The sequence below is a fragment of the Streptomyces sp. NPDC048057 genome (assembly GCF_040653095.1).
Lineage (GTDB): Bacteria > Actinomycetota > Actinomycetes > Streptomycetales > Streptomycetaceae > Streptomyces.
Window position 1 is genome coordinate 1 of record NZ_JBEZNF010000027.1, and the last position, 21,272, is coordinate 21,272.

The 21,272-nt window shown below is 73.0% G+C and carries 16 protein-coding genes; 13 read left to right on the top strand and 3 right to left on the bottom strand.

Annotation, left to right across the window (positions count from 1 at the left end; translation table 11 throughout):
* Positions 1 to 88: 88 nt before the first annotated feature.
* Positions 89 to 547 carry a DUF3093 domain-containing protein gene (locus tag AB0E05_RS27900; RefSeq protein WP_361968352.1) on the bottom strand — a complete coding sequence of 153 codons (459 nt, stop codon included), beginning with the start codon at positions 545 to 547 and terminating at the stop codon, positions 89 to 91.
* Positions 548 to 840: 293 nt separating this feature from the next.
* On the opposite strand from AB0E05_RS27900, the gene AB0E05_RS27905 reads away from it, so the two are divergent.
* The 11 genes from AB0E05_RS27905 to AB0E05_RS27955 all read left to right on the top strand — a co-directional run bounded on the left by AB0E05_RS27905 (position 841) and on the right by AB0E05_RS27955 (position 15,951).
* Positions 841 to 1,404, top strand: coding sequence for a PaaI family thioesterase (locus AB0E05_RS27905; protein WP_361968491.1), 564 nt, complete (start codon positions 841 to 843; stop codon positions 1,402 to 1,404).
* Positions 1,404 to 1,946: a dUTP diphosphatase gene (gene dut / locus AB0E05_RS27910; RefSeq protein ID WP_361968354.1), complete on the top strand. Its 543-nt coding sequence runs from the start codon at positions 1,404 to 1,406 to the stop codon at positions 1,944 to 1,946. The genes AB0E05_RS27905 and dut overlap by 1 nt, the downstream gene beginning before the upstream one ends.
* A 1-nt stretch (position 1,947) precedes the next feature.
* On the top strand, positions 1,948 to 2,736 hold the full coding sequence (locus AB0E05_RS27915; protein ID WP_361968356.1) for a DUF3710 domain-containing protein: 789 nt from the start codon (positions 1,948 to 1,950) through the stop codon (positions 2,734 to 2,736).
* Between the two features lie 195 nt (positions 2,737 to 2,931).
* Positions 2,932 to 3,669, top strand: a complete 738-nt coding sequence (locus tag AB0E05_RS27920) for an ABC transporter ATP-binding protein (protein ID WP_361968358.1) — start codon at positions 2,932 to 2,934, stop codon at positions 3,667 to 3,669.
* Positions 3,670 to 3,824: 155 nt separating this feature from the next.
* Positions 3,825 to 6,368, top strand: coding sequence for a sensor histidine kinase KdpD (locus AB0E05_RS27925; RefSeq protein WP_361968360.1), 2,544 nt, complete (start codon positions 3,825 to 3,827; stop codon positions 6,366 to 6,368).
* Positions 6,369 to 6,462: 94 nt separating this feature from the next.
* Positions 6,463 to 7,149 (top strand): response regulator, encoded by a 687-nt coding sequence (locus AB0E05_RS27930; protein WP_361968362.1) that lies wholly within the window; start codon positions 6,463 to 6,465, stop codon positions 7,147 to 7,149.
* Between the two features lie 135 nt (positions 7,150 to 7,284).
* Positions 7,285 to 7,710 (top strand): OB-fold nucleic acid binding domain-containing protein, encoded by a 426-nt coding sequence (locus AB0E05_RS27935; RefSeq protein ID WP_361968364.1) that lies wholly within the window; start codon positions 7,285 to 7,287, stop codon positions 7,708 to 7,710.
* A gap of 3 nt (positions 7,711 to 7,713) precedes the next feature.
* Entirely contained in the window at positions 7,714 to 8,481 is a 768-nt protein-coding gene (locus AB0E05_RS27940; protein WP_361968366.1) for a DUF3159 domain-containing protein, read from the top strand.
* Between the two features lie 213 nt (positions 8,482 to 8,694).
* Positions 8,695 to 12,075, top strand: coding sequence for an ABC transporter permease (locus AB0E05_RS27945; protein ID WP_361968368.1), 3,381 nt, complete (start codon positions 8,695 to 8,697; stop codon positions 12,073 to 12,075).
* A 1-nt stretch (position 12,076) separates the two neighbouring features.
* Entirely contained in the window at positions 12,077 to 14,893 is a 2,817-nt protein-coding gene (locus tag AB0E05_RS27950) for an FtsX-like permease family protein (RefSeq protein WP_361968370.1), read from the top strand.
* On the top strand, positions 14,890 to 15,951 hold the full coding sequence (locus AB0E05_RS27955) for an ABC transporter ATP-binding protein (RefSeq protein ID WP_361968372.1): 1,062 nt from the start codon (positions 14,890 to 14,892) through the stop codon (positions 15,949 to 15,951). The genes AB0E05_RS27950 and AB0E05_RS27955 overlap by 4 nt, the downstream gene beginning before the upstream one ends.
* Before the next feature lie 68 nt (positions 15,952 to 16,019).
* On the opposite strand, the gene AB0E05_RS27960 is transcribed toward AB0E05_RS27955, so the two are convergent.
* Both AB0E05_RS27960 and AB0E05_RS27965 read right to left on the bottom strand, forming a co-directional pair.
* Positions 16,020 to 16,682, bottom strand: coding sequence for a TrkA family potassium uptake protein (locus tag AB0E05_RS27960; RefSeq protein WP_361968374.1), 663 nt, complete (start codon positions 16,680 to 16,682; stop codon positions 16,020 to 16,022).
* The gene (locus tag AB0E05_RS27965; RefSeq protein WP_361968376.1) at positions 16,682 to 17,350 is read right to left on the bottom strand and encodes a TrkA family potassium uptake protein; all 669 of its coding nucleotides are present in this window, start codon (positions 17,348 to 17,350) and stop codon (positions 16,682 to 16,684) included. Before AB0E05_RS27965 ends, AB0E05_RS27960 begins: the two co-directional genes overlap by 1 nt.
* A gap of 264 nt (positions 17,351 to 17,614) precedes the next feature.
* On the opposite strand from AB0E05_RS27965, the gene AB0E05_RS27970 reads away from it, so the two are divergent.
* Positions 17,615 to 19,663 (top strand): APC family permease, encoded by a 2,049-nt coding sequence (locus AB0E05_RS27970; protein ID WP_361968378.1) that lies wholly within the window; start codon positions 17,615 to 17,617, stop codon positions 19,661 to 19,663.
* 70 nt (positions 19,664 to 19,733) lie between these two features.
* Positions 19,734 to 21,071, top strand: coding sequence for a TRAM domain-containing protein (locus AB0E05_RS27975; protein WP_361968380.1), 1,338 nt, complete (start codon positions 19,734 to 19,736; stop codon positions 21,069 to 21,071).
* Positions 21,072 to 21,272 lie beyond the last annotated feature (201 nt).

Genomic DNA, 21,272 nt, shown 5'->3' on the forward strand with positions numbered 1-21,272 from the left:
AGAAGGGCGTCCAGGTTTGTCTTCACACACCGACCAACGGGCGCCCTTCGCCATGGTCGCGGCCAGCACAAACATCGGACTCATTCATCTAGGCGGTCAGGGCCGCTGCCAGGGCCTTCGGGTCCCGGGTGGACACGTACACGTACGGCGTGGGGTCCTCGGGGTCCGTGACCTCGATCCGCACCGCGGTGGGCACGTACGAGCGCAGCAGCATGAAGGCCCGGGGATCGGCCTTGTACGAACGCCAGGCGCGCGCCTCCTCCGCCTCCAGCACCTCGGGCTCCCCCAGGGCCGTCAGCGGAATGCGTGCGTCCCCGGCGACCAGGGAGCCCGCCACCACCCGGATCCGGGCGGAGCCGTACGAGCTGATGAGGCCGCCCGCGAGCAGACCCACCGCGACCACGCTGATCAGCATCGGCAGCACCCCGAGCGGGGCGGTGACCAGCCCGCCCGAGAGTCCCAGCAGGGCGGCGATGGCCCACCACAGCGGAGGGGCGGTCAGACGTTCGTCGTAGCGCGGCGCCGGGGCCGGTGCGGAGGGCTGCATGCGGACAAGCTTGGCACGCTGCCCCACCGGGGTATCGGGGCGGGTGGCCCGCCCGTACGCACCTCGATGGGCAGCGCGGGCAGGCGCGCACGGGGTCGTGCGCGCGCTGGCGTACGCACATGCGTGCGAGCACCTCCACTCGCGTACGGGCGCGCAAGCGCGCGCGGGCGCACGCCTGCGCCTCGCGTGAGCCGGCTGGTGAACCGCGGGTAAGGTCTGCGCCTGTGAGCACTGCGAATCCACCGGGGTCGACCCCCGAGACCCCGGACCGTACCGCTGCCCGGCCGCCCGCGCTGACGCCGCCGGCCGACGCCGTCCCCCCGGTCCGGCACCCCGAGGCCCCCGCCCCCGGTGAGCTGCTCGGCACGCACTACGAGAACTGCTTCGGCTGCGGCGCGGCGCAGCCCCACGGGCTGCACCTGGCAGCCCGCGCCGGCGAGGGCGTGAGCATCACCGCGGAGTTCACCGTGCGCCCCGCCCACCAGGGCGCCCCCGGCCTCGCCCACGGCGGCGTGCTGGCGACCGCCCTCGACGAGGCCCTGGGCTCGCTGACCTGGCTGCTACGGACGATCGCCGTCACGGGCCGGCTGGAGACGGACTTCGTCCGTCCCGTGCCCGTGGACACCGTGCTGTTCCTCCAGGCCGTGGTGACCGCGGTCGCGGGCCGGAAGATATACGCGCGGGCGGAGGGCCGGATCGGCGGCCCCGACGGCCCGCTGGCCGTGCGCGCCAACGCGCTCTTCATCGAAGTCAAGGTCGACCACTTCATCGACAACGGCCGCGCCGAGGAGATCCAGGCAGCCATGGCCGACCCCGACCAGATCCGCCGTGCCCGCGCTTTCGAGGTGAACCCCTGATGTCCACGACGCCCAGCCCCTTCGACCCGCTCGACGTGCTGATCCGTCGGGTCGACCCCGAGGTGCCGCTGCCCTCGTACGCACACCCGGGGGACGCCGGCGCCGACCTCGTGACCTGCGAGCCCGCCGAGCTGGCGCCCGGGGAGCGCGCCGTCCTGCCCACCGGCGTCTCGATCGCCCTCCCGGACGGCTACGCCGCCTTCGTGCATCCGCGCTCCGGCCTCGCGGCCCGCTGCGGAGTAGCCTTCGTGAATGCCCCGGGGACGATTGATGCCGGGTACCGTGGGGAAATCAAGGTGATCGTGGTCAATCTCGACCCGCGCGAGAGCGTGCGGTTCGAGCGCTTCGACCGCATTGCCCAGCTCATCGTCCAGAAGGTCGAGAAGGTGCGCTTCCACGAGGTGGCGGAGCTTCCCGGCTCGGCACGGGCCGAGGGGGGCTTCGGGTCCACCGGCGGTCATGCGGCGGTGGACGGCTCAACGGACGTTTCAACGGGTGGGAATCGATACGCTTCCGTCGTATCCGACCGGGAAGGACAGTGACGTGTTCGGACGTCGCAAGAAGAGTGGTTCCGCGAAGGACGCGGACGCAGCGCGCGGGACCGAGCAGGTCGTCGACGTACCCGACGAGGCCGAGTCCGAGTCTGAGTCCGGCGCCGTCGAGGAGGGCACCGGCGGGCGGGTGAACCTTCCTCCGGCACCCCGGCCCGACGGCCCCTGGGACCTCTCCGAGGTCTCCAAGCCCTCCGAGGGCCGGGTGGACCTCGGTGGACTCTTCGTGCCCGGTGTCGAGGGCATGGAGCTGCGGGTCGAGGTCGCCGGTGACGCGATCGTCGCCGCGACCGTGGTCGTGCGGGACAGCGCCGTGCAGCTCCAGGCGTTCGCAGCGCCCAAGAAGGAGGGCATCTGGGGCGAGGTCCGCGAGGAGATCGCCTCCGGCATCACCCAGCAGGGCGGCGTGATCGACGAGGTCGAGGGCCCGCTGGGCTGGGAGCTGCGGGCGCAGGTGCCCGTGCAGCTGCCGGACGGCACGGGCGGCGTGCAGCTGGTGCGGTTCATCGGCGTCGACGGGCCCCGCTGGTTCCTGCGCGGCGTGATCTCCGGGCAGGGCGCGGTGCAGCCCGAGGCCGCGGGCCTGCTGGAGCAGATCTTCCGCGACACGGTCGTGGTCCGCGGCGACGGTCCGATGGCGCCCCGCGACCCGATCGTGCTGAAGCTGCCCGAGGACGCGCAGATGGTGCCCGAGGGCGTCCAGCAGGAGGAGCAGGGCTCCCGCTTCTCCGGCGACATGGGGCGGCTCGCGCGCGGCCCCGAGATCACCGAGGTGCGCTGACCGCACGGCCTTCCGGGGCCGCCGTGGACGTTCCGTGGGCCGTACTGCTCCGTCGAGGGGTGGTGCGGCCCACGGCTTTCACCCCGTACTGTGCCCGCACGCACACACGTACGCACGTACGCACGTACGCACGTACGCACGTACGCACGTACGCCTGTGTGAGGACGGCGTACGGGAACGAACGAGGGGGCAGCCATGGGCGGCAGCACGGGAGCAGCGGGCAGCGGCGGCACGGCGGTCGTCGACGACCCGGCGAAGGGGCCGATGGTGCGGGCGGTGGACCTGCACCGGTCGTACGGCTCGGGGACCGGCGCGGTGCACGCCCTGCGCGGCGTCTCCTTCGAGATCCCGCGCGGCCAGCTCGTCGCGCTCAAGGGCCGGTCGGGGTCGGGAAAGACGACCCTGCTGAACCTGGTCGGCGGCCTGGACGCGCCCGACGGGGGCCGGATCGACATCGACGGCACCGAACTCGGCGGGCTCGACGAGGACGGGCTGCTGGAGCTGCGCCGCGACCGCATCGGCTTCATCTTCCAGTCCTTCGGGCTGATCCCCATCCTGACGGCGGCGGAGAACGTGGGCGTCCCGCTGCGGCTGCGCAGGGCCCCGGCCCGGGAGCGCGAGGAGCGGGTGGCGCTGCTGCTGGAGCTTGTGGGCCTCGCCGACCACGCCGCCCAGCGGCCGACCGAGCTCTCCGGCGGCCAGCAGCAGCGGGTCGCCATCGCCCGGGCGCTCGCCAACCGGCCCGCCCTGCTGATCGCCGACGAGCCGACGGGACAGCTCGACGCGGAGACGGGCCTCTCGGTGATGGAGCTGCTGCGGGCGATCGTCCGCGCGGAGGGCGTCACCGCGTTCGTGGCCACCCACGACGCCCAGCTGCTCGATCTCGCCGACCGGGTCCTGGAGCTCAGCGACGGGGAGATCGTCGAGCGCTGACGTGCTCCGCAGAGCACGGCGGTGACCTGTGGGCCTCCGTCCATCAGAATTGTGTCAATACCACCGGTCCCACCCGGCACCCACCCGATTTGTCCGGTTCCCCCGCCGTATCGTCGTCGCATCGTGGGCACGACTTCCTGAATGACAATGGGGCCATGGGACGCGGCAAGCTAAGGATCTACATCGGCGCTGCACCGGGCGTGGGCAAGACCTACGCCATGCTGTCCGAGGCGCACCGACGGGTGGAGCGCGGCACGGACTGCGTCGTGGCCTTCGTGGAGCACCACGACCGCCCCCGCACCGAGGTCATGCTGCACGGCCTGGAGCAGATCCAGCGCAGGGAGCTGGAGTACCGCGGCGGCTCCTTCACCGAGATGGACGTGGACGCCGTCCTGGCCAGGCAGCCGGCGGTGGCCCTGGTGGACGAGCTGGCCCACACCAACGTGCCCGGCTCCCGCAACGCCAAGCGCTGGCAGGACGTCGAGGAGCTGCTGGCCGCCGGCATCGACGTGATATCGACGGTGAACATCCAGCACTTCGAGTCGCTGGGCGACGTCGTGGAGTCGATCACCGGCGTACGGCAGCGGGAGACCGTGCCCGACGAGGTGGTGCGCCGGGCCGAGCAGCTGGAGCTGGTCGACATGGCCCCGCAGGCGCTGCGCCGCCGGATGGCCCACGGCAACATCTACAAGTCCGACAAGGTCGACGCGGCCCTGTCGAACTACTTCCGGCCGGGGAACCTCACCGCGCTGCGGGAGTTGGCGCTGCTGTGGGTGGCCGACCGGGTCGACGAGTACTTGCAGCAGTACCGGGGCGAGCACAACATCCGCTCGACCTGGCAGGCGCGCGAGCGGATCGTCGTCGGACTGACGGGCGGGCCGGAGGGCCGCACCCTGATCCGGCGGGCGGCGCGGATGGCCGCCAAGGGCTCCGGCAGCGAGATCCTCGCCGTCTACATCGCCCGCAGCGACGGGCTGACGTCGGCGTCGCCGAAGGAGCTGGCGGTCCAGCGCACCCTCGTCGAGGACCTCGGCGGGACGTTCCACCACGTGATCGGGGACGACATCCCCTCCTCCCTGCTGGAGTTCGCGCGCGGGGTGAACGCCACCCAGATCGTGCTGGGCTCCAGCCGGCGCAAGACGTGGCAGTACATCTTCGGGCCCGGCGTGGGCGCGACCGTGGCCCGCGAGTCCGGCCCCGACCTCGACGTGCACATCGTCACCCACGACGAGGCGGGCAAGGGCCGGGGACTGCCGGTGGCCCGCGGCGCGCGCCTGGGCCGTTCGCGGATCATCGCCGGCTGGCTGGTCGGCGTGGCCGCGCCCATCTTGCTGTCGCTGCTGCTGAACGCGCTGGACGACTCCCTGGGGCTCGCCAACGACGTGTTGCTCTTCCTCTTCGCCACGGTGATGGCGGCGCTGCTCGGCGGGCTGCTCCCGGCGCTCGCCTCCGCCGCCGTCGGCTCGCTCCTGTTGAACTACTACTTCACCCCGCCGCTGCACACGCTCACGGTGTACGACCCGAAGAACATCGTCGCCATCGTGATCTTCTTCGCGGTGGCGGTGGCGGTGGCGTCCGTGGTGGACCTGGCGGCGCGCCGCACCCACCAGGCCGCCCGGCTGCGGGCCGAGTCGGAGATCCTGTCCTTCCTCGCGGGCAGCGTGCTGCGCGGCGAGACGTCGCTGGACGCCCTGTTGCAGCGGGTGCGGGAGACCTTCGGCATGGAGTCGGTGGCGCTGCTGGAGCGCCAGAGCGACGTCGACCCGTGGACGACGGCGGGCAGCGTGGGGCCGCGGTCGGTGGTGCGGCCGGAGGACGCCGACGTGGACATGCCCGTCGGCGACCACATGGCGCTGGCGCTGTCCGGGCGGGTGCTGCCGGCCGAGGACCGCCGGGTGCTCGCCGCGTTCGCCGCACAGGCCGCCGTGGTCCTGGACCGGCAGCGGCTGGTGGGCGAGGCGGAGGAGGCCCGTCGGCTCGCCGAGGGCAACCGGATCCGCACCGCGCTGCTGGCGGCCGTCAGCCACGACCTGCGGACCCCGCTGGCGGCGATCAAGGCCGCGGTCACCTCGCTGCGCTCGGACGACGTGGCCTGGTCGCCGGAGGACGAGGCGGAGTTGCTGGCCGGCATCGAGGACGGCGCGGACAGGCTTGACCATCTCGTGGGCAACCTCCTCGACATGTCCCGGCTCCAGACGGGTACCGTCACCCCGTTGATGCGGGTGACCGATCTGGACGAGGTGGTGCCGATGGCGCTGGTCTCCGTCCCCGACGACAGCGTCGAGTTGGACATCCCCGAAACGCTCCCGATGGTCAAGGTCGACCGCGGTCTGCTGGAGCGGGCGGTGGCGAACATCGTGGAGAACGCCGTCAAGTACAGTCCCGACGCCACCCCCGTGACGGTGGCCGCGAGCGCGCTGGGCGACCGGGTCGAACTGCGGGTCGCCGACCGCGGTCCCGGGGTCCCGGACGACGAGAAGGAACGCATCTTCGAGCCCTTCCAGCGCTACGGGGACGCACCGCGCGGCGCCGGCGTCGGCCTGGGGCTCGCGGTGGCCCGCGGCTTCGTGGAGGCCATGGGCGGCACGCTGAGCGCCGAGGACACCCCCGGCGGCGGCATGACCATGGTCCTCACCCTCAGGGCGGCGCCGGGCGTCGAGCCGGTCGCCCCCGACCTTCCCGCGCAGGTCACCACGTGACCCGCGGCACGCGAAGACGGAGCGGGGACGGCCACGGGGGCCCGGGGACGACCGAAGTGCTGAGACGACCGAAGTTCAGAAAGGCAGGCCCGGCATGACCAGGGTGCTGGTGGTCGACGACGAGCCGCAGATCGTACGCGCCCTCGTGATCAACCTGAAGGCGCGCAAGTACGAGGTGGACGCGGCTCCCGACGGGGCGACCGCGCTCCAGATGGCCGCCGCCCGCCATCCCGACGTCGTCGTGCTCGACCTCGGTCTGCCGGACATGGACGGGGTGGAGGTGATCAAGGGGCTGCGCGGCTGGACGCGGGTACCGATCCTGGTGCTGTCCGCCCGGCACACCTCCGACGAGAAGGTGGAGGCCCTGGACGCCGGCGCGGACGACTACGTCACCAAGCCGTTCGGCATGGACGAGTTGCTGGCGCGGCTGCGGGCCGCGGTGCGCCGGGCGGAGCCGGTCGGCGGCGGTGACGACGACGTCGTGGTCGTGGAGACGGAGGGCTTCACCGTCGACCTCGCCGCCAAGAAGGTGCACCGGGACGGCCGTGACGTACGCCTGACGCCCACCGAGTGGCACCTGCTGGAGGTACTGGTGCGCAACACCGGCCGGCTGGTGAGCCAGAAGCAGTTGCTCCAGGAGGTGTGGGGGCCGTCGTACGGCACGGAGACGAACTATCTGCGGGTGTACATGGCGCAGCTGCGGCGGAAGCTGGAGGCGGACCCCTCGCACCCCCAGCACTTCGTCACCGAGCCGGGCATGGGCTACCGGTTCGAGCGGTAGTCGACCGGCCACCGACGGTGTCCGCCAGGGGTGGTGCACCGTCGATCCGGTGCAGGTGGCGGGGGTTTCGGGGGGTGCCGGGGCGGCCCGTACCGGCCCCGGTCCGCTGTCGGGGGCGGCCGGTACGCTTGCTGCATGAGTGCACCTCGATCCGGGAGCGGTCCGGAGCCGGCTGACCGCGCGGAGAAGCCCGCCGGCCGGCTCCGTCGCATGTTCGACCGGCTGTCCTCCACCCGGCAGGACCAGGAGTCCGCCGAGTTGCGCGAGGACGCACAGGTGTCCGGGTGCACGCGCATCGCCGACTGCGGCGATCGCCAGATCGTCCGAGTGACTGGTACGTTGCGGACGGTCACCCTGCGCCCGCGGGCCGGGGTGCCCGCGTTGGAGGCGGAGTTGTTCGACGGTACGGAGCCGCTGGACGTCGTCTGGCTCGGCCGACGGTCGATCGCCGGCATCGAGCCCGGCCGCAGGCTCATAGCCTCCGGCCGCATCTCCATGAGTCACGGCCGCCGTGTGCTGTTCAACCCCAAATACGAACTCCGACCGCTCGGACAGGAGTAGCCGGTGACGTCCTTCGACAAGCCGACCACCACCCCACCCACGCCGCAGGACCAGCAGGACGAGAGCCGGGCCGCGGCGGTCGACAGCGCCGACGTCCGGGCGGTGACGGAGGCCGCGCTGTTCGATGCGTTCGGCGGCATCCGCGGCATGGTGGAGACGGTCCTGCCGGGCCTGCTCTTCGTCACGATCTACACGATCAACAAGGACCTGCACGCGTCCGCCATCGCCGCGCTCGTGCTCGCGCTGGTCCTCGTCGCCGCCCGACTGGTGCTCAAGGGCACGGTGAAGCACGCGTTCAGCGGTGTCTTCGGGGTCGCCTTCGGCGTCGTCTTCGCGATGATGACGGGCAATGCCAAGGACTTCTATCTGCCCGGCATGCTCTACACCCTCGGCCTCGCCGTGGCGTACATCGCCACCGCGCTGGCGGGCGTGCCGCTGATCGGACTCATGCTGGGGCCGGTGTTCAAGGAGAACCTGTCCTGGCGCACCCGCAACCCCGGCCGGAAGAAGGCGTACACGAAGGCCAGTTGGGCCTGGGGGCTGATCCTGCTCGCCAAGTGCGCGATCCTCTTCCCGCTGTACTGGTGGGCGGACACCACCGAACTCGGCTGGGTGCTGGTGGCGCTGAAGATCCCACCGTTCCTGCTGGCGGTCTATCTGACCTGGATCTTCCTGGCGAAGGCCCCGCCGCCGATCGACGTGTTCGCGGAGATGGAGGCCGAGGAGCAGGCCGAGAAGGAGCGCAAGGCCAGGGCGGCCGAGAGCCAGTAGCCGCCGAGCCGGTACGGCACCGGCTTCGCCGGTCAGTCCTTCCCGGCCTCGTCCGGCTCTTTCCCCCGGCTCGCATTTCGGTGTCCGTGCACCGGATGTTGATCACGATCTCATCAAGTCCCCCGCTGACCTGTTCTTTCACCCTCGCCCCGTCTGACACCGTTGCCGAAAAGACTTTCGGGGGATGCCCGCAGGGGTGCGAGGGGGAGACCGGTGACGGGCTTTGTGTTCCACCGGGCGCGGGGGCACCGGCTGCTGCTGGCCGCCGCCCTGCTCGCGGTCCTGCTGACCACGACCGTGCTGACCGCGCTGGTCGCCTTCGCGGGGGCCGTGGAGGACGCCGGGCTGCGGCACTCCCTGCGCACCAGGAACGCCACGGACGCCGCGCTGGTCGTCACCGCGGACAACCCCACCGGGGACCGCGCCGCCATGGAGCGGAGCGTACGCAGCGGCGCCGAGCAGGCGTTCGACGGACTGCCGGTCTCGTTGGAGCGGTTCGAGCGCTCGGCGCCGTACGCCCTGCCGCGCGCGTTGCAGCAGCCCGCGGCCCGCTCGGGCGAACCCGACCTCACGATGCTCGCCGCGGTGGAGCGGTCCCGGGTGCGGCTCGTGGCGGGCGGCTGGCCCTCCCCCGGCGGCACGGCGGGCGGCGTGATCGAGGTCGCGCTGCCCGAGACCGCCGCGAAGCGGCTGGCGCTGACGCCGGGCCCGCGGGTGCTCACCCTCGCCAGCCGGCTGAGCGGGCCGCCGCTCCAGGTGCGGATCACCGGGACCTACCGGCCGCTGGACCGCGACGCCCCGTACTGGCGGCTGGACGAACTCGGCGGGCGCGGAGTGCGCACCGAAATGTTCACCACGTACGGCCCGCTGCTCGCCGACCCCGGCGTCCTCGCGTCGGGCCGGGTCGCGCCGGGCCCGCGGTCCTGGTTGGCCACCGCCGACTTCCAGACCCTGCGCACCGACGGGATGGACGCGCTGCGGTCGGCCGCGGAGCAGAGCCAGGAGCGGGTGAGCGCCGAACCGGGGCTGAAGACCGGGGTGGTGGCCCGGACGGCGCTGCCGCAGGCGCTCGGGCAGTTGGAGCGGGCCCTGCTGGTGTCCCGCGCGACCGTGTGGATCGTCTCGCTGCAACTGGTCCTGCTCGCCGGCTATGCGTTGCTGCTGGTGGCGCGGTTGCTGCACACCGACCGGGCGGCGGAGAGCCGGATCCTCGCGGCCCGCGGGGCGTCCCGCGGGAAGCTGGTCCGGCTCTCGGTGGTCGAGGCCCTGGCGCTGGCGCTGCCGGCGGCCGTGTGCGCGCCCCTGCTCGCCGGCCCGCTGACCGCTCTCCTCGCGGACCGGGGCGCCACCGGGCGGATCGGGCTGCGGCTCGACACCGCGCCGACCCTCCTCACGTGGCTGACGGGCCTGGTCGCGGCGCTGGCGTGCGCCGCTGCCGTGGTCGCGCCGGTGGTGGTGGGCGGGGTACGCCGACCGCGCGGGCGGGCCCGGGCGCTGCTGGGTCCGCTGCGGGCCGGCGCCGACCTCGCGTTGCTCGCGGTCGCGGGCGTGGCGTACTGGCAGTTGGAGCGGCGCTCCTCGGGCAGCGGTGCGCTCACCGGTGACCGGGCGGGGCAGTTGGGCGTGGACCCGCTGCTGGTGGTGGCGCCGGCGCTGGCGCTGCTGGCCGGTACGGTCCTCACGCTGCGGCTGCTGCCGCTCGCGGCCCGGCTGGCGGAGCGCCGGGCGGCGCGCGGCCGGGGGCTGACCGCGTCGCTGGTGGGCTGGCAGCTCAGCCGTCGGCCGATGCGCGGCGCGGGGCCGGTGCTGCTGCTGGTGCTCGCGGTGGCGATGGGGGTGTTGGCCATCGGCCAGGGCGCCTCGTGGGACCGCTCGCAGCAGGACCAGGCGGACTTCCAGGCGGGTGCGCCCGTACGGGTCCTGGGCGGTGCGGCCGAGCCGTTCGGGCGCGGCGGGGTGTACGACCGGGTGCCCGGGGTGAGCGCCGCCGTGCCCGCGGCCCGCAAGACCTTCGGCATCACCGGGGGCCGGCAGGCGACGGCGTTGGCGCTCGACACCCGGCTCGCCGCGCCCGGTCTGCTGGTGCGCGACGACCTGGCGGACGGGGATCCGCGCCGGCTGGTGGGCTCGTTGGCGCCGCGCGAGGAGGCGCGGGCCGGGGTGGTGCTGCCCGACGGCACCGAGCGCCTGGTCCTGGACGTCACCCTGAGCGCCGCCGACGACGGCCCCAACGGCACGGCCGGGTTCGCCGCGGCCAACGATGACGACGGCGGCCTGTTCGCGACGGCGACGGTGGAGGACCGCTTCGGGGTCCCGTACCGGATCCCGCTGGGCGACGTGCCCGTGGACGGCAGGCCGCACCCCGTGACCGTGGACTTCGCAAAGGCGGCGGAGGCCCCTGCGGGCAGGCCGGCGGGCCCGTTGGCGCTGACGGCGGTGGAGGTCGACGAGCCCGGGGCGCCGGACCGGGTCGCGCCCAAGCGCTTGACCGTCGGGGCGATGCGGGCCGTGGTGGCGGACGGCGACGCTCGGCCGGTCACCGCCCCCAAGGGGCTGACCTGGCAGGCGCGGGCCGCGCTCAACGCCGGCGCCCCGGCCCCGGGGGAGACCCTGCCGGCCGTCACCTCCGTCGGCTCCTCCCCCGGCCGCCCGATCGACGTGGCGTACCACACCGGAACGGGATCGCAGGAACCCTGGTCCGCCCCGCGCACGGTCACCCTGCGGGTCGTCGCGAAGCGTGCGCCGGCCCCCGTGCCGACCGCGTTGGCGACCCGGAAGTTCCTCGACTCCAGCGGGGCGAAGGTCGGTTCGGTGGTGCAGGTGCCGATGCAGGGCGGTGACATCAAGGTGCGGATCAGCGGCGTGCTGCGGGCGGTGCCCACCACCGCACCGGTGGGCGCGGACGGGGCGAGTGGTGGGGCCGAGGCCCGGCCGTCCCCCGACGGCGGCGCGCTGCTGTTCGATCTGCGGGCGGTCAACCGGGTGCTCGCCGAACGTCCCGGCGCGGCCCTGCCGCCGGCGGAGTGGTGGCTGTACACCAAGCCCGGCGCCACTGCGCAGGTCGCGGCGGCGCTGCGCGACCGCGCGGAGGTCGACCCCTCGCTGGTGCAGACTCGCAAGGAGATCGTCACGGCCCTGGACGACGACCCGGTGGGCGCGGGCCCGCGCTCGGCGCTGCCCGCTGTCGCGGTCGCCGCCGCGCTGCTCGCCGCGGTCGGCTTCGCGGTGGCGACGGCGGGAGCGCTGCGCGAACGCACCGCGGAGTTCGCCGTGCTACGGGGACTCGGTGCGCCGCGCCGCCAGTTGACCCGGCTGCTCGCCGTCGAGCAGTCCGTGCTGATCGCGGTGGGGCTGGCGATCGGGGTGGTGCTCGGGGCAGTGCTCACCCGCGCGGTCGTTCCGTTGATCGTGCTGACCGGGCAGGCCACCCGGCCCGTTCCGGACACCCTGGTGCAGTTGCCGCCGGGACAGGTCGCGCTGGTGGTCGCCGGGGTCGCGGCGGTGCCGTTGGCGATCGTCGCGGCGCTGGCGCTGCGCCGTGACAAGACGACCGGCGAGGCCCTTCGCGGGCGCGGAGGCGACGGGGGTGCCTGAGGTGGGAAGAGAGCCCGGGATCGGGGCGAAGCCGGTGGTGCGGGCGATGGCTCCGTGGGTACGGACGCGGCTGCGGGCCGCCCCCGGGGCGGCGGTGGCGCTGCTGCTGCTCGCCCTGGTCAGCTCGTTCCTCGCGGCGTCGTTCCCGCGCGCCGTCGACGCGTACGAGGGCTCCGGATTGCGCCAGGCGCTCGGGGTCGCACCGGCGGACCAGAACGGGCTCCAGGTCAGCGATGTGCTCACGCAGCCGTTCGACCCCGCGGACCCGGCGGTGCACGCCCGGTTGGGCCCGAAGGAGATGGCCGAGCGGCAGCGGAAGATCCTCGCCGCGCTGCCGCAGCCGTTGCGCGTGGACCTGGGACAGTCCTCGTACGGCGTGTTCACCGGCCGGCCGGTGGAGGGCAGCGCCCCGGGGCTGACCCGACTGGACGGCGGGCTGCCGGTGTTCACGCTCTCGGCCGGCGCGGGGGTGGCCGAGCACTCCACGGTGCGCTCCGGTCGGCTGCCGAAGGCAGCGGTGGCGACGCCGGGCAGCACCGCGGTCGAGGCCGTGGTGACCGCGGCGACGGCGAAGGAGCTGAACATCGCGGTCGGCACGGTCGTCCGGGTGCCCCGCGGCGACCTCGATCCGCTCTCCGTCACGGTCACCGGCGTCGTCGACCCGCGCGGGCCCGAGCAGCCGTACTGGTCCGTGCGGCCCCTGTTGCGCACGCCCACGACCCTGTTCACCGAGGGGCCGCCTCCGGAGCCGTACTGGCACGGCGCCCTGTTGCTCGCGCCCGAGGCCGCACCCGCGCTGCTGTCGGTGAGCCCCGACGTGGAGGCGTACTGGCGCTTCGCGCTCGACCCGAGCGGGCTGCGGGTGACGGAGCTGTCGGCGCTGAAGGCGGCGGTCTCCACGGTCGAGTCCGGGCCGGTGCTCAGCGAGTTGCGGGAGGCGATCTCGCCGGAGGTGGAGGCCGACACCGAGGTGGACGCGCTGCTCGCGCGGTACGAGGAGCTGCGGTCCGCCGTGGCCCCGGTGGTCGCGGTCGCCGCGTTCGGGGTCGGCGGGGTGGTCGGGGTCGTCCTGCTGATGGCCGGTGGGCTGGCCGCGGCCCGGCGGCACGCCGAGTTGGCGCTGGTGCGCTCGCGCGGCGGGTCGGTGCCTGCGATGGCCGGGCGGCTGCTGGCGGAGGTGGCCGTGCCGGTGGTGCCGGCCGCGGTCGCGGGGTGCGCACTCGCGGTGCTCCTGGTGCCCGAGGGGCGGCTGGTGCCAGCCGTGGTCGGGGCGGCCGTCGTCACCCTGGTCGCCTGTGCGGCGCTGCCGTTGCGGGCCGCCCTCGTGCACCGCAAGCCCGGGTCGCACGGCGGCCGGGACGATCTCGTGGGCGCCCGGCCCTCCCGTCGTCGCACCGTGGCGGAGCTGACCCTGCTGGCGCTGACCGTGGCCGCCGTCGTGGCACTGCGCCGGCGGGGCACCGACGACGGCGCGGCGCAGGGCGTGGACCACCTGGTCAGTGCGGCGCCCCTGCTGCTCGGCACGGTCGCCGCGCTGGTGCTCGTACGGCTGCAACCGCTGCCGCTGCGGATCGCGGCACGGCCGCTGGCCCGACGGCGGGGCGCGGTCGGCTTCCTCGCGCTGGCCCGGGCGGGGCGGGCGCCGGCGACTTCCGCACTGCCGCTGGTGGCGCTGTTGTTGGCACTGACGACGACGGCCTTCGGCGGTTCGGTGCTCGCCGGTGTGGACGGCGCCCGGGAGCGGGCGGCGGTGCGGTCGGTGGGCGCGGACGCCCGGGTCGAGGCCGCCACGGAACTGCCGGCGGGGCTCGCGGAGTCGGTGCGGAAGGTCCCGGGGGTGCGCGGCGTGGTGGCCGTGTACCGGGAGCTGGACCTCGATCTGCGGTACGCGAAGGGCAGTTCCGAGGCCGGTGCCGCGGGCGGGGTGACGCTGCTCGCCGTGGACCCCGACGCGTACGCCCGACTCGCCCGGTCCACCGGGGTCGGTGCCTTCGACGCCGATGCGCTGCGGGCGAAGGGCGGCAAGGACGCGCAGGACACGGCGGACGCCGCACCGCTGCCCGCGATCGTGTCGCCGGGCGTCGCGGAGCGGTTGGGCGAGGACCCGGTCGTCGTGGGACAGCCCAGCGCCCCGCTCCAGATCGTGGTGGCGTCGGTGCGCGCGGAGACACCCGCACTGCCCGTCGGCGACTTCGTCGTGGTCGACGCGGCCGGAGTTCCGGCGGCTAAGCAGCCCACGACGCTGCTGGTCACGGGTGGTTCGGTAGAGGGTGACGCGCTGCGGGCCACGGTCCGCGCCGCCGGCACCGACGCCCGGGTGGCGCTGCGTTCCGAGGAGTACGCGGCCTTCGCCGACTCCCCGCTCCAGACCGGTGCGGAACGGGTCTACGCGGTGGCGGCGGTGGCTGCCGCGGGGTACGCCGTACTGGCCCTGCTGCTGTCGCTGCTGCGGGCCGCTCCGGAGCGCACGGCGCTGCTGGCCCGGCTGCGGACCATGGGGTTGACCAGACGTCAGAGCCGACGGCTGCTGGTGCTGGAGAGCCTGCCGGGGACCCTGCTCGCCGGGGTGGGCGGGGTGCTGGTGGGCTGGGCGGTGGTCCTGGTCCTCTCCCCCGGCATTGACCTGACCAGGCTGGCGCACGCCTCGGGCGACGTGCTCAGCTCGGGCGTACGGGTGGAACTCGCCGCGGACCCGGCCAGCCTGCTGCTGCCGGGGCTGGGGGTGGTCCTGGTGGCCGCGGGCGTCGCGGCGGCGCAGGCGTGGGCGGTCACCCGACGGACGACGACGACCGAACTCAGAGTGGGAGACACACGATGACACGGCCCGCGACGGGTACGGCGGCGACGGACCCGGCAACGCTGGAATCGGCGGCGTCGGCGGCGTCGGCATCGGCGACGCTGGAGGAGTTGGAGGAGCGGGCTGCGGCCCGTCGGGACCGTCCGCGGTTCGGCCATGACGCGCTGATCACCTGTGACCGACTGGTGCGCATCTTCTCCACGGACGGTGTGGAGGTGCAGGCCCTCCAAGGGCTCGACCTGCTCGTCCGCGAGGGCGAGTTGATGGCGCTGGTCGGCGCGTCCGGCAGCGGCAAGTCGACCCTGATGAACATCCTCGCCGGGTTGGACGAGCCCACGGCCGGCGCGGCGAGCGTGGCCGGGCGCGACCTGCTCGCGATGGGCGCGCGGGAGCGGCTGCGGTACCGGCGCGAGGTGGTCGGCTTCGTGTGGCAGCAGACGGCGCGCAATCTGTTGCCGTATCTGACGGCGGCGCAGAACGTGGCGCTGCCGATGCAGCTGCGGGGCCGGGGCGAAGGCCGCGGCGGACGGTTCTCGCGGGCCACGAGGGCGGCGAAGGGCCAGCGCATCGAGACGCTCCTCGCACTGCTGGAGGTCGCGGACTGCCGCGACCGGCGGCCCCACCAGATGTCGGGTGGTCAGCAGCAGCGGGTCGCCATCGCGGTGGCCCTCGCGAACGAGCCGTCGGTGCTGCTCGCCGACGAGCCGACGGGCGAGTTGGACTCCCACACGGCCGAGCAGGTCTTCGCGGCGCTACGCCGGGCGAACGAGGAGCTGGGCACCACGGTCGTGATCGTCACGCACGACCAGGCGGTCGCCTCCGAGGTGCGGCGCACCGTCGCGATCCGGGACGGCCGCACGTCCACGGAGATCCTGCGCCGCACCGAGGTGGACAGCGCGACGGGTCAGGAGTCGGTGGTGGCGCGGGAGTACGCGATGCTCGACCGCGCCGGACGCCTGCAACTCCCCAAGGAGTACACGCAGGCGCTGGGCATGCAGGACCGGGTGATGCTGGAGCTGGAGTCCGACCACATCGGCATCTGGCCGGACGACGACGGGCAGCGCACCGCTGGCGGCTGACGAGTGACACACGTACGGGCGGGGCCTCTGCCAAGAGGGGCCCCGCCCGTACGTCAGCGGCTTCAGGCTCAGTTGCGTACGGAGAGCAGGTCCTCCAGCTGCTCCTCGCGCTCCTGCGCCGCGACGAACAGCAGCTCGTCGCCGGCCTCCAGGGTCTCCTCCTGGCTCGGGGTCAGCACCCGCGAGCCGCGGATGATCGTGACCAGCGAGGTGTCCTGCGGCCAGGCCACGTCCCCGACCTGGGTGCCCGCGAGGGCCGACTCCGGGGGCAGGGTGAGCTCGACCAGGTTGGCGTCGCCGTGGCTGAACCGCAGCAGCCGCACCAGGTCGCCGACGCTCACCGCCTCCTCCACCAGCGCCGACATCAGCCGCGGGGTGGAGACGGCGACGTCCACGCCCCACGACTCGTTGAACAGCCACTCGTTCTTGGGGTTGTTCACCCGGGCGACGACGCGCGGCACGCCGTACTCCGTCTTCGCCAGCAGCGAGACGACGAGGTTGACCTTGTCGTCGCCGGTGGCCGCGATGACGACGTTGCAGCGCTGGAGCGCGGCCTCGTCGAGCGAGGTGATCTCGCAGGCGTCCGCCAGCAGCCACTCCGCCTGCGGCACCCGCTCCACCGAGATCGCGGTGGGCGCCTTGTCCACGAGGAGGACCTCGTGCCCGTTCTCCAACAGCTCACCGGCGATGGAACGGCCCACCGCGCCGGCGCCCGCGATAGCGACGCGCATCAGTGACCGCCCTCCTCGGGGCCTTCCGCGAAGGCCGCCTCGACCTTCTCGATCTCGTCCGTGCGCATCATCACGTGCACCAGGTCGCCCTCCTGGAGCACGGTCTGCGAACTCGGCAGCACGGCCTCTCCCAGCCGGGTCAGGAAGGCCACCCGCACGCCCGTCTCGTCCTGGAGCCTGCTGATCTTGTGCCCGATCCACGCCGGCGAGGTGTGCACCTCCGCGAGCTGCACGCCGCCGCTGGGGTCGCGCCACAGCGGCTCGGCGCCGGAGGGCAGCAGTCGCCGCAGCATCTGGTCGGCCGTCCAACGGACGGTCGCCACGGTCGGGATGCCCAGGCGCTGGTACACCTCGGCCCGCCGGGGGTCGTAGATGCGGGCCGCGACGTTCTCGATGGCGAACATCTCGCGCGCGACCCGGGCCGCGATGATGTTGGAGTTGTCGCCGCTGCTGACCGCGGCGAACGCTCCCGCCTCCTCGATCCCCGCTTCACGCAGGGTGTCCTGGTCGAACCCGACGCCGGTGACCCGGCGTCCGCCGAAACCGGAGCCCAGGCGGCGGAAGGCCGTGGGGTCGCGGTCGATGACCGCGACCGTGTGTCCCTGCTGCTCCAGGGTCTGCGCGAGAGCGGCTCCCACTCGCCCGCAACCCATGATGACGATGTGCACGACCGTCCTTCCGGCTGTCCATATTCTTTACTCGTTTTTTGGACTTTATGTGCTTTGCGGCACAATCCCCCGGAGTGCCCTCCGAGTTTTTACCGAGACTTAAAGGTCTCGGGGATTAAAGGGTCTCAGACCGCGGCCAAAGCTACACATGCACGGTCGTCGCCGGGACGCCGGGACCCGATGCGGCCGCCGGAGTTGGAGATTCCGCCACCGGCCCGGGCGGCGGGTGGGCCGGGGTCATATCGAACGCTTACGATCCTCTGCGTGTCCAAACTGACCGACCTGCCCAAACGCATCCTGATCGGCAGGGCCCTGCGCAGCGACCGACTCGGGGAAACCCTCCTCCCCAAGCGGATCGCGCTGCCCGTCTTCGCCTCCGACCCGCTGTCCTCGGTCGCGTACGCGCCCGGCGAGGTCCTGCTGGTGCTCTCGGTGGCGGGGGTCTCGGCCTACGCCTTCAGCCCGTGGATCGCGCTCGCGGTCGTGGTGCTGATGTTCACGGTGGTCGCCTCGTACCGACAGAACGTGCACGCGTACCCGAGCGGCGGCGGGGACTACGAGGTCGCCAACACCAACCTGGGCCCCAAGGCAGGTCTGACGGTCGCCAGCGCCCTGCTGGTGGACTACGTCCTCACCGTCGCGGTCTCCATCTCCTCCGGGGTCGAGAACCTCGGCTCGGCGATCCCCTTCGTCGTGGAGAACAAGGTCCTGTGCGCGATCGCGATCATCGTGCTGTTGACGCTGATGAATCTGCGCGGAGTACGGGAATCGGGCAAGCTCTTCGCGATCCCGACGTACGTCTTCGTCGCCGGCGTGTTCCTCATGATCGCCTGGGGCGCGTACCGCGGCGTCGTCCTCGACGACACCTTGAAGGCGCCCACCGCCGATCTGGAGATCAAGGCGGAGGAAGCGGGTCTCGCGGGATTCGCCCTAGTCTTTCTGCTGCTCCGGGCCTTCTCCTCCGGCTGTGCCGCACTGACCGGGGTGGAGGCCATCAGCAATGGCGTTCCCGCATTCCGCAAGCCGAAGTCGAAGAACGCCGCGACCACCCTGGCGCTGATGGGCGTGCTGGCCGTGACGATGTTCTGCGGAATCATCGGCCTGGCCATGGCGTCCGACGTGCGGATGTCCGAGAACCCGGCGCACGACCTGCTCAAGAACGGCGTCCCGGTCGGCGACGACTACGTCCAGAACCCGGTGATCTCCCAGGTCGCCGCCGCGGTCTTCGGCGACGGCACGTTCTTCTTCGTGCTGCTCGCCGCGGCGACCGCACTGGTGCTTTTCCTGGCCGCGAACACCGCGTACAACGGGTTCCCGCTGCTGGGCTCGATACTGGCCCAGGACCGCTATCTGCCGCGCCAGCTCCACACCCGCGGCGACCGACTGGCCTTCTCCAACGGCATCGTGCTGCTCGCCGGCGCCGCCGCACTGCTGGTGTGGGTGTACGGGGCGGACTCGACCAAGCTGATCCAGCTCTACATCGTCGGCGTCTTCGTCTCCTTCACGCTCAGCCAGACCGGCATGGTCCGCCACTGGAACCGCCATCTGCGCACCGAGCGGAACCCGGCCAAGCGCCGCCACATGATCCGCTCCCGGGCGATCAACGCGTTCGGTGCCTTCTTCACCGGTCTGGTGCTGGTGGTGGTCCTGGCGACCAAGTTCACCCACGGGGCGTGGGTGGCGCTGCTGGGCATGGTGTTCTTCTACGCCCTGATGAGTGCGATCCGCCGCCACTACGACCGGGTCTCGCGGGAGCTGGCCGCGGCCGACGAGCCGAGCGACGACAGCGTGCGGCCGTCCCGGGTGCACGCGATCGTGCTGGTCTCCAAGGTCCACCGCCCCACGCTGCGCGCCCTCGCGTACGCCAAGCTGATGCGGGTCGACAAGCTGGAGGCGGTCAGCATCAGCGTGGATGCGACGGAGACGGCGCTGCTGCGCAAGGAGTGGGAGCGCCGCGGCATCAACATCCCGTTGAAGATCCTCGACTCGCCGTACCGCGAGATCACCCGCCCGGTGGTCGAGTACGTGAAGGGGCTGCGCCGGGAGAGCCCGCGGGACGTGGTGAGCGTGGTGATCCCCGAGTACGTGGTGGGCCACTGGTACGAGCACCTGCTGCACAACCAGAGCGCGCTGCGGCTCAAGGGGCGGCTGCTGTTCACCCCCGGGGTGATGGTGACCTCGGTCCCGTACCAGCTGGAGTCCTCCGAGGTGGCGCGGGAGCGCGCCCGCAGGCGACAGAACTGGAGCGCGCCGGGCGCGGTGCGACGGGGCCCGGTGGACGAGCGGTCCCAGGAGCCGAGCGGCCGGGAGTGAGCGGCCCGCGGCCGGCGTAGACTGGTGGGCTGCGTCTCTTCCCCCTCTCGTCATTCTGGAGCCACTGGTCATGCCGCACGCGTCCGACGCCTCTCCCGTCTCGCTGATCGGCGAGGAGTACGAGGTCGAGGTGGGACCCGTCGCCCACGGCGGCCACTGCATCGCCCGCACCGACGAGGGCCGGGTCCTCTTCGTCCGGCACACCCTCCCCGGCGAGAAGGTGATCGCCAAGGTCACCGAGGGTGACGAGGACTCCCGCTATCTGCGGGCGGACGCCGTACGCATCGTCGAGGCGGCCAAGGACCGGATCGAGGCGCCCTGTCCCCTCTCCGGCCCCGGCAAGTGCGGCGGCTGCGACTGGCAGCACGTCAAGCCCGGCGCCCAGCGCCGCCTCAAGGGCGAGGTGATCGCGGAGCAGCTGCACCGGCTCGCGGGGCTGAGCCCCGAGGAGGCGGGCTGGGACGGCACCGTCGTACCGGCGCCCGGCGACAAGCTGCCGGCGGGCGAGGTGCCCGCGTGGCGCACCCGCGTGCAGTACGCCGTCGACGCCGACGGCCACGCGGGCCTGCGCCGGCACCGCTCCCACGACGTGGAGCGGGTGGACCACTGCATGATCGCCGCGCCGGGCGTCAGCGAACTCGGCGTCGAGAAGCGCGAGTGGCCGCAACTGGCGACGGTCGAGGCGATCGCGGCGACCGGCTCCCACGACCGCCAGGTGGTCCTCACCCCGCGCCCCGGCGGCCGACTCCCCCTCGTGGAGCTGGACAAGCCGGTCTCGGTCCTGCGCGTGGACGAGCGCGACGGCTCGGTCCACCGCGTCCACGGCCGCGCCTTCGTCCGCGAACGCGCGGACGGCCGCACCTACCGCGTCGGAGGCGGCGGCTTCTGGCAGGTCCACCCGCAGGCCGCGGACACCCTGGTGAAGGCCGTGATGCAGGGCCTGATGCCGCGCAAGGGCGAGACGGCGCTCGACCTGTACTGCGGCGTCGGCCTCTTCGCCGGCGCGATCGCCGAACGCGTGGGCGAGCAGGGCGCGGTGCTCGGCATCGAGTCCTCCAAGCGCGCGGCCGAAGACGCCCGCCACAACCTCCAGGACCTGCCGCGCGTCCGCGTCGAACACGGCAAGGTCGACCAGGTCCTGACCCGCACCCGCATCACCGAGACGGACCTGATCGTCCTCGACCCCCCGCGCGCCGGCGCTGGCAAGCAGACGGTCCGCCACCTCGCGTCCCTCTCCGCCCGCCGCATCGCCTACGTGGCCTGCGACCCGGCGGCCCTGGCGCGCGACCTCAAGTACTTCCAGGAGTCGGGCTACCGCACGCGTACGCTGCGGGCGTTCGACCTGTTTCCGATGACGCACCACGTGGAGTGCGTGGCGATCCTGGAACCGGCGGAAAAGCGCTCCTGACCTGCAGTTTTACCAATGTGCGTTGTGGGCGTTACAGGCGATATCTTGACGCTGATTTGACGCTCGTTGATCGCGGTCTGCCGCCGTGCTGACCGGCGGATATCCGTTACTGAGCGTTGCTTTTGACGCTCAGGGCCGCTTCTCCGGGTGGCGGCCCGCGTCGAGGCGGAGCATGGCCGCGGCGCCCGCGACGACGCCGCC

Excerpts from the sequence above, each read along its gene's own strand:
- AB0E05_RS27935 (WP_361968364.1), top strand. The coding sequence starts at position 7,285 with ATGAGTGCACCTCGATCCGGGAGCGGTCCGGAGCCGGCTGACCGCGCG.
- AB0E05_RS27975 (WP_361968380.1), top strand. The coding sequence starts at position 19,734 with ATGCCGCACGCGTCCGACGCCTCTCCCGTCTCGCTGATCGGCGAGGAG.
- AB0E05_RS27930 (WP_361968362.1), top strand. The coding sequence starts at position 6,463 with ATGACCAGGGTGCTGGTGGTCGACGACGAGCCGCAGATCGTACGCGCC.
- AB0E05_RS27900 (WP_361968352.1), bottom strand. The coding sequence starts at position 547 with ATGCAGCCCTCCGCACCGGCCCCGGCGCCGCGCTACGACGAACGTCTG.
- AB0E05_RS27925 (WP_361968360.1), top strand. The coding sequence starts at position 3,825 with ATGGGACGCGGCAAGCTAAGGATCTACATCGGCGCTGCACCGGGCGTG.
- dut (WP_361968354.1), top strand. The coding sequence starts at position 1,404 with ATGTCCACGACGCCCAGCCCCTTCGACCCGCTCGACGTGCTGATCCGT.
- AB0E05_RS27920 (WP_361968358.1), top strand. The coding sequence starts at position 2,932 with ATGGGCGGCAGCACGGGAGCAGCGGGCAGCGGCGGCACGGCGGTCGTC.
- AB0E05_RS27955 (WP_361968372.1), top strand. The coding sequence starts at position 14,890 with ATGACACGGCCCGCGACGGGTACGGCGGCGACGGACCCGGCAACGCTG.
- AB0E05_RS27960 (WP_361968374.1), bottom strand. The coding sequence starts at position 16,682 with ATGCGCGTCGCTATCGCGGGCGCCGGCGCGGTGGGCCGTTCCATCGCC.